Consider the following 12585-nt stretch of genomic DNA (forward strand, 5'->3'; position numbering starts at 1 on the left):
GACAGCGGGGCGGTCCGGCAGACATTGTATGTAGCTGCAGACGCTAATGATCTGAACGCCTGCGATCAAGCTTGCAATGTAAGATCTGTGATGGCGAATGCCATATCTTTGCTGGCAATTTGGCGTTTGATGGCCGTTTTCAGGAAAAGTAAAGCTTGAGTTGTTCTGCTCTGGTTATGGATAACTTGGCATTTTTGGCCTATTTATCCCGAGAATTGATCCGGTTTCAGCGCCAGTGCGTAGGTGGGGTGTTGACCGGAATAAAAAGGCCGCTATGAGAGTAGAGATGGAAAAGAACGTGACCGGGATGGATGAGTTGCTGGCTGGCTATGCCGCCGGAACCCTGACTTATCCGGCTCAGGCTTTGATTGGCGCTCATCTTGAATTGAGTGATCAAAGCCGCAGTTACGTCAATTCTCTGGAGACATTGGCCGGAACTGGCCTAGCCGACAGTGACCCTGTCGCCTTGTCTGATCGGGACAATCTATTGGAGTCGATCTTCTCTGATGATGATCCGATCATCGGCGGAGATATTGGCCTGCCGGTTGACGGGAATTCCTCGGATGTGCCGCAATCGCTTAAGACCATCATCGGAAAACCTATGAAGGACTTGCCCTGGAAAACTCTTCTTCCAGGCGTAAAAGAATGCAAGCTCGGTGAAATCGACGGCTGCGATACGAGCCTGTTATGGATCCGCGGCGGACGCCAGATGCCGTCCCACACCCATCATGGAACAGAGCTGACGCTTGTTCTTCAGGGGGGGTTCTCAGATGAAGGTGGTCATTACATAACCGGTGATGTGGCTTTTGCCGATGGTGACATAGATCACAAACCGGTCGCCGATGATGGCGAGGATTGCATCTGTTTTGCGGTTACCGCCGGACGCTTGGAACTGACCGGTCCTATTGGCCGCTGGTTTGCCCCATTCATGCGCGGCTGATCAATCCAGAACCTTAGACTTTGCGTATTAAAAGCAAGGACCTAAGGAGATATATTTGTCCAACAATCACTATGTTGCCGCCCCGTCCGACGGAGCTGCATGGATTACCGGTGCGAGCTCGGGAATTGGCCGTGAACTTGCGCTAGACCTGGCCCGGACTGGTTGGCAAGTCGCAGTGACCGCACGCTCGGAAAAAGGCTTGAGCGAGCTTCAGTCTGAAGCGTCTGACCTTCGCGGCGGCATTCATGTGTTTGCAGGGGATGTGACCGACAGCAAACAGATGGCCCAGCATTGCGCCGATATTTCTGCCAATTTCGGCGGGTTAGCACTTCTCATCGCAAATGCCGGAATTTACCTGCCGCAAGACGGCCTTGAGGGTGAAATCGAGGCTTACCGTAAGATCTTCGACGTCAATTTGATGGGCACGGTCAATGTGGTGCTGCCCGCTATCGCAGTGATGAGACAGGAAGGGCAGGGGCAAATTGCCCTTGTATCCTCCGTTGCCGGTTATCGCGGGTTGCCGACATCGGCGGCTTACGGGGCAAGCAAAGCTGGTTTGATCAACATGGCGGAAAGCCTGAAGTTTGATCTGGACCGTGCCGGGATCCATATTCAGGTCATCAATCCCGGATTTGTCGATACGCCAGCGACGAAGTCCAATCCGTTTCCAATGCCTTATCTGATGTCACCGGATGACGCGGTAAAGGCCATTCGGAAAGGTCTACAGGACCCGGACGCCTTCGAGATTGCTTTTCCCAGACCTTTTGTCAGACAACTCAAAGCCCTAAAACTGTTGCCCTACCGCCTCTATTTCAAACTTGTTCGCAAATCGACAGGTTGGGACAAGAAATAGGCCGGGTCTTGCCCGGCTTAAGTTCTGTTTTTTCTCAAGAGGTCTTTTCATAGACCATCTGGCGCACATCGATGTTGCCGGCCCTAAATCCGGCTTCGCAGTAATGCAGATAAAACTCCCAGAGGCGCTTGAAGCGTTCATCAAAGCCCATGGGGCTGATCTGTGGCCAGGCCGTGCGGAACCGCTGGCGCCATTCCGACAAGGTACGGGCGTAATCCTGCCCGAAGATTTTTTGCTCGGTTAGGTCAAGGCCGAGAGACTTTCCGATTTCCGTAAGTTTCTCTGGTGGCGGCAGCATGCCACCTGGAAAAATGTAACGTTGGATGAAATCGGTGCCCCGCCTGTAATCCTCAAACATCCGGTCTTGAATGGTGATGATTTGGAGGCCGGCTTTGCCGCCAGGTTTCAGGCAACTGGAGACTTTTTCAAAATAGGTCGACCAGTATTTCTCGCCGACCGCCTCGAACATTTCGATCGACGCGATCCGGTCAAATTGGCCTTTTTCGTCGCGATAGTCCTGAAAGACGATGTCGACTTTCTCATTCAGCCCGGCATTGAAAATCCGTTCTCTGGCGTAGTCGTATTGTTCCCGGGAAATGGTGAGGCCGCGAACATTTGCGCCGATCGTCTTGGCAACATGTTCGGCAAAACCGCCCCAGCCACAGCCGATCTCAAGAACGGAGTGGCCAGGTTCAATGCCAGTCTGCCGGATCAAGGACGCATATTTTTCTGTCTGAGCTTCTTCCAAATCCTTGGTGTCACTGTTGTAGAGCGCCGAGGAGTAGGTCATCGAAGGATCGAGCCATTTTTTATAAAATGCGTTTCCGAGATCGTAGTGCGCGGAAATATTGCGTTTGGAGCCGCGTTTAGTGTTGGCGTTTAGCCAATGGCGGACCGACAGCAGCAAACGGGTGAGCGGGCGGCCTTGTAGGGCTTCAAGCGTCGAACTCTGGTTGATACAGAATACTTCCAGGAAGGTCGTCACATCCGGGGAAGACCAGTAACCGGCCATAAATGCTTCGCCAACACCGACATCACCGCCATTTACGACCATCTGGAAGAAACGCCAGTTGTGAATTTTCAGAACACCTTTTGGTCCAGGCTCCACACCGTGGATCAAAAAAATGCGGCCATCCGGGAACGTGATTTCTAAAGAACCGAAGCGGATTTTAAGCGCCAGACTTGCGGCGATCTGGGCAAGACGCGGCACGCCCCTCAACTCATTGCGGATATTGTCGCCGGTCAAAACAATAGGCCCACTCATACCGAACCTCTTGAAATGTTATGTGTCGTTTTCTGCCATGGGTCTGGGGCGTTGCGCCGGTCCGCCTGGTAGTCTCTTACATCTTTTGCGGGCCGTTTATGGAATGGTACACGCTTGCGCCAGATTTTAAAGGCTTGCCAATGGATTGCGGCCATGACCTTGAAAGTAACGAGCGGCACACGCAGGCAGGCGAGCAGGAGATTGTAGGTCGTTGCAGCTTCGTGGCTGCCGGAAAAGGTTGCCGATAACAGAGGCCCTTTATCGTCGGTTTCCAGGATCCGAATGCGGACATCTTTACCGGGTGGCAGCATCCGGAAATGGTAGTGCTGCTCCATGCTGATGAACGGTGAAACGTAGAACTCTTTCTTCTGATCCTGGCGGACGCCGGCATCGCTCAACTGTCCATCGGTGACAGGCGCCACATAAGTATGAAGGCCGCCAAAGGTGTTCCTGACTTCATAGACGATCGCCGTCAGCGTGCCGCTTTCGCCGTAAGCATAATAGACACTGAGCGGATTGAAGCCGTAACCGAGAAGGCGCGGATAAGCGAGCAAAAGAATACGGTCTGCTGGCGGCAAACCCTTCTGGCTCATAAGCCTATCAATGTGGGCGCGAAGACTGCTGCCGTCCCGTGGGCCGTGATCCTTTTCATGAAACGACAGAAGATTGAACCGGTTGACTGAAAAGATGCGGCTTTGCCGCGCGGCGTCCGGCAACCGGTCCAAATCAATCAGCAGGTTGAACACCTCATAGGAGAACCGGTGGGTTTTTGGTTTCATCCTGTGATGCATAACCGCGCCTTGAAAGAGTGCCATCGCCGCATCCGGTGGTGGCCCATTGTCAGACATCCGGTTTTTGGATTCTCCTTTCCTCATTCGGCAGCTTCCAAAACTGAATAGGGCTCATGCTGTTGCTCCCACGGGAGCACCGCACCGAGCGCTTTTGCGACGTTGAGGCCGGATACAAGGCCGTCCTCATGAAAGCCATGTCCATTCCAGGCGCCGCAAAACCAGGTGTTGTTGACACCTTGAATGTGGTGAAGCTGCTTTTTCGCAGCCAGAGCGCCAGCATCAAATTGCGGGTGGTCGTAGATGTATTTGGCGAAAGTCTTGTCTTCACGCGGTGCTTGAAACGGATTGAGGGTCACGAAAACCGGTTTTGAGCGATCCAAGTTCTGCAACCGGTTCATCCAGTAGGACACTGTTACATCTTGGGTTTCGCCAGCATCCCGGTCTGACATGTAATTCCATGATGCCCAGACTTGTTTCTTTTTCGGCATGAGGTCTTCATCCCGGTGCAGGTAGACTTCATTCGGCCGGTAGCGGATGGCACTCAATATCCGCCGTTCTTCCGAACATGCATCGCCGAGCATGGCAAGGCTTTGATCGGAATGGCCCGCTAAGATCACCTGATCAAAAGTGTCTACATGACCGGTGATGTCGCGGACAATTACCTTGCCTTGTTGCCGAAGGATTTCGACCACTTCGCAGCCGAGTCGGACTTTGTTCTCAAAAGGCGCGATCAGTTTCTGAACGTAATTGCGGCTGCCACCAGAAACTGTGCGCCATAGCTGACGGTCCAAAGATAAAAGGCGGTGGTTGTCGAAAAAAGCGACAAAACTTTCTGCAGGGTAGGCGCGCATCTCGTTGATTGGCGTGGACCAAATGGCCGCACCCATGGCGAGCAAATAGTCGTTGATGAAGCCTTGGGAGTATCGCTCTGCCTCCAGATATCCGCCCAGCGTCTGGCCTGCGAGTTTGCCATTTGTAAGATCTACGACCGACTGCTTGTTGAAACGCAGGATATCGCGCAGCATCTTCAAAAAGCGGGGGGACAGGAGGTTTTTACGCTGCGCGAAGACCGTATTGAGCGAGTCGCCGGACCATTCCAATTTGCCGCAGTCCGCAGAGAGCGCAAAGCTCATGTCGGTGATCTCGGTGCCAACGCCCAGATGATCCAGCAATGCGGTGAAGTTGGGATAGTTTAGTTCGTTGTAGACGATAAAACCCGTGTCGACCGACATAGGCGTCCCATCATAATCGATGTCCGCCGTCGCGCTGTGCCCACCGGGCCGCAAGCGTTTTTCGTAAAGTACAATGTCGTGATGGGCGTTCAGCGCCCATGCCGCGCTGTTTCCAGAAATCCCTGAGCCGATGACGGCAATCCGCATGTCTTTTCCTTTGGCCTTAAAAGGCCGTTTTGATTTCCAGAGCCGGAAACCAAAACGGCTGAACAATTAAGTTTCAAAACGGTCTACGGCCTTGCATAAAATCCGGATCACGCAGGGCAATGAAATTTATGAGAAATTTCCAGTAAACGATGAACACCGTTGAAAATGGTAGATTGGTGCATCCCACTATTCAATACGCCAAGCCCCTGAATCAAAAGAACCGGCCTACTGGCCGGTTCAACTGAGATTTGTCCATGTGGGAGGCGGCCCGCTCCGAAGAGCGGGCCTTGTGACCTGTTCGCGGGGACTAATGGCGATCAGGCTTGTAGGGTATCAACCAGCCAGGTCCAGGCGACTTTCACCCGAGTGGTGGCTGCGTCGAAGAAGGCAACAACCTTCTCCCAAACCAATTGGCCGAAATCTGCAATTTGAAGCATCGTGCCTTTGCGGACCGGCTCATTGCCCGTTTCGATTAGTTCGACAGCGGCAGCATTCACGCCATCATTGATGACGCGGCGTGTCACCATCAGAGAACCTTCGCTGATCAAGCGGGATTCATCCTTGCCAACCACCACAGTTTCCGGGGCTAGGGCGTTGACGACCACCGCCCGGCCATCTGGTAGGAGATGGGTTTCGTTGGTGCTGACTTCGGAATCGTAAATGACCTCTCCATAAGAATCGATTAATTCGACCCAAACGGCTTTACGTCCTTGCAACTCAATTTCGCCAACCCAAATGGTCAATTCACTTTCCAGCGGATCCTTTTGATCAAAGGACGCCGATGCCACGGTGACCGCGAGGCGGTCTTCCGGCAAAGTGATGGTTTCCTGCGGCAATGGATTGGCAACAGCGCTTCCCGCGAAAGCGAGGATGAGGCCAAGCGCAAATGCTCCTGCTTTGGTATTCCGTTGCATGATCGCCTCCCGAGGCTTCAACAACAAATTTCACCGCGCTCTTGGGGCCTATTGCGATCGTGGTCCATTTTTGGACTTCTTGACCAAATTCCTTATGCTTTTTGTTTTTGTTCGTGAAAGCGCCCCTTTTGCGCAGCCACTATTCTGCCATTATCGCACCACAATCTGGTGAATGGGTGTAACATACATCACAAAACGCGCTATTTCCGGTTACTTTCCGTTAATAAGTGTGTCTTCAATACCTCAGTGCAAGCAAAATCACGTCCAAGTGATCGAAATACGCTCGCGATAATTGACAATAAAATTCGTCTTTCGATTGTGGTGTTGCAAAATCAGCACGCAATTTGGCCGGTTTTTGCCGCGTTTTTTAGGGTCAAAAACCACCGATTAATTTTGGATATCTTCGTTTTAGGCTGGTTTTTCACCGCCAGAGGGGCACCGGCAGCGAAGAAAGTTATCATGGCCTCACCCAGGCGGCTGCTGCCCAATTTGCGGTTAAAGCAAACTGCCATCACTTAACGTTAAATGTGTCAGGAGGCCTTTCTAATTGTGAAACCCAAGAAATGGGACAGTGTCAAAAAATGCAAAAAGGACTTTTATTCTGAAGTAGAGAATAGTTTAAGGAATTTGTAATTAAAGGCGAAGCTAATGCCCTTACGGAAAAAGAAAAATATATGCATCCGATACAGAGGGATAACGCAAAATGACACATGTGAATAATATCAATGCCAAAAAGAAGCTTTCAATACTTGCTGTTGTTCTTGGCTCTGCCGCTCTATCCGGTACTGCCTATGCTGATAACATTGTTGTCGGTGTTGAGGAGCTGAATTACTTTCCGCATTACACCATGGACGGTGGTGAATATGGTGGATTTGGCCGGGCGCTCTTTGATGCCTGGGCTGCCGATCGCGGGCACACGGTCGAATACAGAGCATTCCCGATTAAGCGCCTCTTTGAAAATCTTGTCGAAGGCAAGATAGACATGAAATATCCGGACAACGCCTATTGGTCATCGGATATGAAAGACGGAAAGTCGGTCGTTTATTCGGAAAAGGTGGTTGAATACATTGACGGCGTATCCGTGAAGCCTGGAAACGTCGGCAAAGGTATGGACTCGGTCAAAAAGCTTGGCACAGTGCGTGGCTTCACGGCTTGGTCTTGGCTCGATGTAATCAATTCCGGTACTGTGAAGGTGTCGGAGAACAAAGCGCTCGAAGGCGTGATCAAACAGACTTTGGCAGATCGTGTTGACGCCGCCTACGCGAATGTTTCCGTGATCCAGTATCAGCTGGACAAGATGGGAAGTGCTAAGGCGCTAACGTTCGACCCAGACCTGAAACATACCCGTGACTTCTATTACGCCAGCACCACGACCAAGCCGCAGTTGATCTCAGATTTCAATTCTTGGATGGCAGATAACGCAGCCAAGGTCGATGCCTTGAAAGCAGAATATAAGGTGACACTCGACTAACGGGCTGACCGAACTGAATCAAAAGGCCCGGCCAACGTTTGGTCGGGCCTTTTTTGTATTTCTATCTCTGAAAACTGGTCTTTTCATAAAGGAGCGTGATATGACCCGCGTCGCTTTACCGAATGCGACTGCTAATAAGGAAATCCGTTAGAAAACCAAAAATCGACGTAAAACACATCCGCTTCTTTTTGAAAGCCAAGGGTGTTGATTGCGTTGTATTCTTCAACATCTGTGGCTGCGTATAGATGCTTTCCAGTTTCCGGATTATAAAGCCGTGCAACACTGTCATGGTTTGTTCCGCTACTGTCTGCAAAGGCATAGAAAACGATACCTTCATATGTATACGGGTTGTCTGATTGCTGAAGATACTGAATTTCTGCATCGTTGGTGGTGAAGAAATGATGTCCTGTTTCGGTGTTCAAGCCCCGATGGACCGCAACGCCGGTATCTGGTGTTGCGCCGGTTACAAATGCGCGGCCCTCAAACTTGAAACTTGGCATGGTTTCCAGAACAAGGTCTTTCTCTTGTTCACTGGCTGTGTAGAAGTGCGATCCGTTCGCTTCATTCAAAAAACGATAGGCCGCTAGATTTTGGGCTTCAGACAGATATTCTGTCATGGACGTATCAAACGCCTGCAAGGCGCCGTCTATTGTGGTGTCGATAACTTCAAGACTGACAGACCCGCCTTGCTGGTCAAGAAAGGATTGCAAATCGGCGTCTGAAAGACTGTCAAAGATGCCGTTGAAGGCGGTTTCCATTTGTTCTTCAGACCAGACAGTGTTGCCCATCAAGGCAATCCGAAGGGTTTCAGTTTTGAGATTAACGAAGGCGGTTTGCCCAATATAAAGGTGGATGCCGTCTGCAATTTCACTGGCAAGGGGGGCCCCTAGATCGGTAAACGCTTTTGTTGCCAAGGTCTTCAAGGGGCCGAACCCCGGTGGTGTTCCAACAACCGGCCCTAGATCGCCGCCGATGCCTGTCAATACCGTTGCATCGGAAGCCCCATCATTGGTCAGGGATGTTTTGAATGCGTTTCTTATTTCGTCAGGGGAGGTCAAAAAATCTGGCAAAAAATAAACTCCAAACAAATAGTGATTCAGGTTGCAGTGCTAAAGTGATGTGATCAGAGATGCAACTAAAAGTATACATTCGGTAATTGCAGTGAGAGGGCTGGGGCGAGATTTTGCTAAATCAGCAAATGGTCAAAATGGAGCCGATGAGATGGATGCTGGGGGGAGGGAAAGTGTTACGAGAGGGCGCGCCTCCGGGGCGGCCGATTTCGTTGGGTTTATGACTTTTCTGTCCAAAAGGTCTTTGGTTTTGACGTTCTTGCTGCTCGTAGGCTGTGTCAACGGGACCCAAGCAGATCCTTCAGAAAACGGCAGCTTTGGCGCGCTGCTTTCAAAGAGCGAACATGTTTTCTTCAGCGCTGGCGCGAGTTATGCCGTTTACCGGCGGGGGGAGATCATTGAGGCAGGAGCTTTTGGCGTAGCAGATCTGAAAACCTGGCGGAAAATGACAGCCGGTACGCCTTTGCGCATCGCATCCTTGACCAAGCCAGTCGCGGCGTCATTGATCCTGGAAGCTGCCCAGGCTGGATCAATCGATTTGGGCAGCTCCTTTTGGGAGCATGCCCCGCAATTCACAAGGGACTGCGCCAGATACAAAGAGTTCTTCAAACAAAAAAAGCTGCGCTATCTGAATGGCGTGACGTGCGGGGATCCCAAGATCACGATCAGGTCGGTTTTAACCCATACGGCCTCTGCTCCGATAAATACGCGTTTTGCGTATAACGGATTTCTGTTCGGCAAATTAGTTGAAGTCCTTAATGCGGTGAACGATGGAAAATCAGCCGAGGAGATATTTCGGCATCAAATTATCGTCGCGATTGGACTGGACCGGTCAGCCGCGGGCGTCAGCGACCCCGGTGGTGCGGATGTCATCGAAGCGCTGGCACCTCCACATAGGCTGGATCAGGAAAACCAGCCTGTGCCGCAGCGTTTGTTGGAACACCCCATCAATACCGGTGCAGGATTTATTGCCTCTGCGCCCGATGCAGCGCGCGTTTATATTACGATGATGAACGGAGAATTTCTTTATGAGGGTCTCGCCAACGACCTTATGAAAAAGGTCGTTTTGAAAAATGGCGCACTGTCCCCCTATCGGTACGGGGTGTTTGTCGAAGATCTGAGGGGGCGGACGCTGGTTTGGCATCGGGGCTGGCAACCCGGCAACTATACGTCCCTCTGGATTCATGATGTCGACAGCCAGACTGGGATGGTGTTCTTGTCCAACACCGATCTCCAACCAGTTACAGGCGATTTCAGTGGTCACACGCTCGCGGATAATGGCCTTGCAAACCTCTTTCTGAGGTGGCAAAGCGCCTCTGCAGATAACAGATACAGATAAGGAGGCGTCCGGCTTCATCGAACGCACCGTCCTAACGGTGGCGATCATCTAGCTTTGGGATCTTGGGGTTGGCGTGCCCCACTATGGTTTGCGGATTTTTCAACGCTCTGCCGGCGTTAAGAGGCGCGTTTTGACAAAAGCAGAGAGCGTTATTCGAAGCTCACAACAATGGTGCGTGCTTAGTGCTACGTCTAACAAAGTAAAGGAAAAGAGTGGCTCCCTGAGTAGGACTCGAACCTACGACCCAGCGATTAACAGTCGCTTGCTCTACCAACTGAGCTATCAGGGATCACCGTGCGGCGGTCAGTGCGTCACCGCCCCCGTCGATGGAGATGCGTATAACGCAGGCTTTATCCGTTTGCCAAGCCCTGAAATGCGTTTTTTTCTTCTTCGCGATATTTTTTTGTCAGGTATGTGGAAAACTGCAATTTATTCAGGTGGCTAGCGGTTTCTTTCTCTTGTTGAAAGTTGCGTGATTTCAAACGCGCTCCAGATCGGGAATGTAAATCCTGACAGGTCACCTGGAATTTGAAACCATCAGCCTCTCAACCACTATTCTCGGTAGGCAGTCCGCGCTTGTGCTGCCGGAAACTTCCGGCTACGAAGGGAAATGACGGTTCCGGTACCAAGTGTTTTGGTCCGGATGAAACGGGAATCTGGGAGGTCGTTAGTCAACGGCCAATCCGGAGCTGCCCCCGCAACTGTGAGCGGTGAGTGCTGGCGCAAAACCCACTGGTGTTTCTTACAGGACTTTCTGTATGCAGCCGGGAAGGGGCGCTGGAAACTTGGAACTGCGAGCCAGGAGACCGGCCGTCTTTTTTGCAACTCAAAACGCTGTCGGGCGGACGGCGGGGAGAATTTGGTGACAAACACGACCGGCCACCGGGCCACATTTGTATTTGGCGGCGCACGCTCGGGCAAAAGCGAGTTTGCCGAACAGCTTGCCAACACGTCCGGACTTCAGAAATTCTATATTGCCACAAGCGCCGTCTTCGATCCGGAGATGAGTGAAAGGATTGGTCAACACAGGCACCGCCGCGGAGCCTCTTGGACCACGATCGAAGAGCAGATCGATCTTGCGGGTGTTTTGGAAAAAACGCTCGCCCCTGACCGGGTCGTCTTGGTTGATTGCCTGACTTTGTGGCTCTCCAATCTGACCTACACCGAGAAAAGAACCGAAGCAGAAATCAAACGGCTCCTGTCCGTTTTGAGCGCACCAGCCGGTCCGTGCATCTTCGTTTCCAACGAAGTGGGCATGGGCATTGTGCCGGAAAACAAACTGTCGAGGTCGTTCCGCGATGCGCAGGGGCGTCTCAATCAGGATATGGCAACGGTCTGCGATCAGGTTGTTTTCGTCGCTGCCGGACAGCCGCTGCTTCTTAAACCCAACTCTCAGCCGGACATCGTACTATGACTTCTTCTAAACTCCAGCCGGGCCAAAAGATCCCGGCGACCATCGTGACCGGATTTCTGGGGGCGGGCAAAACGACACTGATCCGCAATCTCCTGCAAAATGCGGATGGCAAGCGGATCGCTCTGATTGTCAATGAGTTCGGTGATATGGGCTTTGACGGCTCCTTGGTAAACGGCTGTGCCGATCCGGAGTGTTCGGCTGAAGAAGTTGTTGAGCTGACCAACGGCTGTATTTGCTGCACGGTGGCGGACGATTTCCTGCCGACCATGGAGATGCTTTTGGCGCGGGAAAATCCGCCGGAGCATATCGTTATTGAGACATCTGGCCTGGCTCTGCCGCAGCCGTTGGTGCGGGCCTTCTCTTGGCCGTCCGTCAAGCCGAAAGTGACGGTGGATGGTGTCGTGACGGTGCTGGATGCGGCAGCCCTGGCGGAAGGCCGGATAGCGCTCGATGAAGCGGCTTTGGAAGCCCAGCGCGCGGCCGATGAAGCGCTGGATCATGAAAGCCCGGTTGAAGAGCTCTTTCATGATCAGCTGCGTTGTGCCGATCTTGTTGTCCTGAATAAGGCCGACCTTGTCGCGGACGACGCGCTTAAAGGTGTCCAGGAAAGAATTTCCAAAGACGTCCGCCAGGCGGTTCACATCGTCTCTTCGGAAAAGGGAACTTTACCCATCGAGGTGTTGCTTGGCCGTGGTTCTGCTGCCGAAGACGACATGGCCGCCCGCCACGAGCACCACCATCATCACCATGATGACGATCATGAACACGAACATGACGACGACCATCACCATGACCACCACCACGACCACCATCATCACGATGATTTTGAGAGTTATGTGATCGGCGTTCCGGCGTTTGCTTCTCTAAAGGATGCCGAGGCGCGCGTTTTGGACGCTATGGCCCTGAAGGGGGTCTTGCGAATCAAGGGTGCGGTCCAAATTGAGGGCAAGGCTGCTCCGGCTATGGTCCAGGCGGTTGGGCCGCGGGTGGAAACCTGGTTCGCATCGGGCGCGGATAGTTCCGGTAAACTCGTGGTCATTGGTCTCAAGGGGCTCGACCTCGGTGCGGTTCGCGGCCTGCTTGGCGAGACTGCGAAAGCTGCCGAGTGATCAAGTTTGGCGGCGGTTGAGTTTTGCTTCCCCGGCCGGGG

Annotated in this window: 11 protein-coding genes, 1 tRNA gene and 1 riboswitch; of the genes, 6 read left to right on the forward strand and 6 right to left on the reverse strand. The window is 52.4% G+C overall.

Annotated features, from left to right (window positions below; all coding sequences use genetic code 11):
- Positions 1-286 precede the first annotated feature (286 nt).
- Both FJ695_RS17480 and FJ695_RS17485 read left to right on the forward strand, forming a co-directional pair.
- Entirely contained in the window at positions 287-940 is a 654-nt protein-coding gene (locus FJ695_RS17480) for a ChrR family anti-sigma-E factor (protein ID WP_141186638.1), read from the forward strand.
- A 55-nt stretch (positions 941-995) separates the two neighbouring features.
- Positions 996-1793, forward strand: coding sequence for an SDR family NAD(P)-dependent oxidoreductase (locus tag FJ695_RS17485; protein WP_141186639.1), 798 nt, complete (start codon positions 996-998; stop codon positions 1791-1793).
- Between the two features lie 34 nt (positions 1794-1827).
- Here FJ695_RS17485 and FJ695_RS17490 read toward each other — a convergent pair whose 3' ends face one another.
- From FJ695_RS17490 to FJ695_RS17505, 4 genes are all read right to left on the reverse strand, one after another.
- Positions 1828-3057 (reverse strand): cyclopropane-fatty-acyl-phospholipid synthase family protein, encoded by a 1230-nt coding sequence (locus FJ695_RS17490; protein ID WP_141186640.1) that lies wholly within the window; start codon positions 3055-3057, stop codon positions 1828-1830.
- Positions 3054-3932: a DUF1365 domain-containing protein gene (locus FJ695_RS17495; protein WP_209010702.1), complete on the reverse strand. Its 879-nt coding sequence runs from the start codon at positions 3930-3932 to the stop codon at positions 3054-3056. The genes FJ695_RS17490 and FJ695_RS17495 overlap by 4 nt, the downstream gene beginning before the upstream one ends.
- On the reverse strand, positions 3929-5227 hold the full coding sequence (locus tag FJ695_RS17500) for an NAD(P)/FAD-dependent oxidoreductase (RefSeq protein ID WP_141186641.1): 1299 nt from the start codon (positions 5225-5227) through the stop codon (positions 3929-3931). Before FJ695_RS17500 ends, FJ695_RS17495 begins: the two co-directional genes overlap by 4 nt.
- A 317-nt stretch (positions 5228-5544) precedes the next feature.
- Positions 5545-6141 carry a hypothetical protein gene (locus FJ695_RS17505; RefSeq protein WP_141186642.1) on the reverse strand — a complete coding sequence of 199 codons (597 nt, stop codon included), beginning with the start codon at positions 6139-6141 and terminating at the stop codon, positions 5545-5547.
- Positions 6142-6844: 703 nt separating this feature from the next.
- Here FJ695_RS17505 and FJ695_RS17510 point away from each other — a divergent pair.
- Positions 6845-7612: an ABC transporter substrate-binding protein gene (locus tag FJ695_RS17510; protein WP_141186643.1), complete on the forward strand. Its 768-nt coding sequence runs from the start codon at positions 6845-6847 to the stop codon at positions 7610-7612.
- 131 nt (positions 7613-7743) lie between these two features.
- Here the strand turns inward: FJ695_RS17510 and FJ695_RS17515 are convergent, their stop codons facing one another.
- On the reverse strand, positions 7744-8682 hold the full coding sequence (locus FJ695_RS17515) for a hypothetical protein (protein ID WP_141186644.1): 939 nt from the start codon (positions 8680-8682) through the stop codon (positions 7744-7746).
- A gap of 250 nt (positions 8683-8932) precedes the next feature.
- On the opposite strand from FJ695_RS17515, the gene FJ695_RS17520 reads away from it, so the two are divergent.
- Positions 8933-10021, forward strand: coding sequence for a serine hydrolase (locus FJ695_RS17520; RefSeq protein ID WP_168206405.1), 1089 nt, complete (start codon positions 8933-8935; stop codon positions 10019-10021).
- Positions 10022-10234: 213 nt separating this feature from the next.
- Here the strand turns inward: FJ695_RS17520 and FJ695_RS17525 are convergent.
- Positions 10235-10310 (reverse strand) — tRNA-Asn (locus FJ695_RS17525).
- Positions 10311-10618: 308 nt separating this feature from the next.
- A riboswitch (cobalamin riboswitch) is annotated at positions 10619-10851 on the forward strand.
- 32 nt (positions 10852-10883) lie between these two features.
- Between FJ695_RS17525 and cobU the strand changes: the two genes are divergently transcribed.
- Together cobU and cobW are read left to right on the forward strand one after the other, a co-directional pair.
- Entirely contained in the window at positions 10884-11435 is a 552-nt protein-coding gene (gene cobU, locus FJ695_RS17530) for a bifunctional adenosylcobinamide kinase/adenosylcobinamide-phosphate guanylyltransferase (protein WP_141186646.1), read from the forward strand.
- A complete protein-coding gene (gene cobW / locus FJ695_RS17535) occupies positions 11432-12544 on the forward strand; it encodes a cobalamin biosynthesis protein CobW (protein ID WP_141186647.1) in 1113 nt (370 codons plus the stop codon). Before cobU ends, cobW begins: the two co-directional genes overlap by 4 nt.
- The last annotated feature ends 41 nt before the right edge of the window (positions 12545-12585 follow it).

Origin of the sequence: Labrenzia sp. PHM005 (assembly GCF_006517275.1) — a bacterium.
Classification (GTDB): Bacteria; Pseudomonadota; Alphaproteobacteria; order Rhizobiales; family Stappiaceae; genus Roseibium.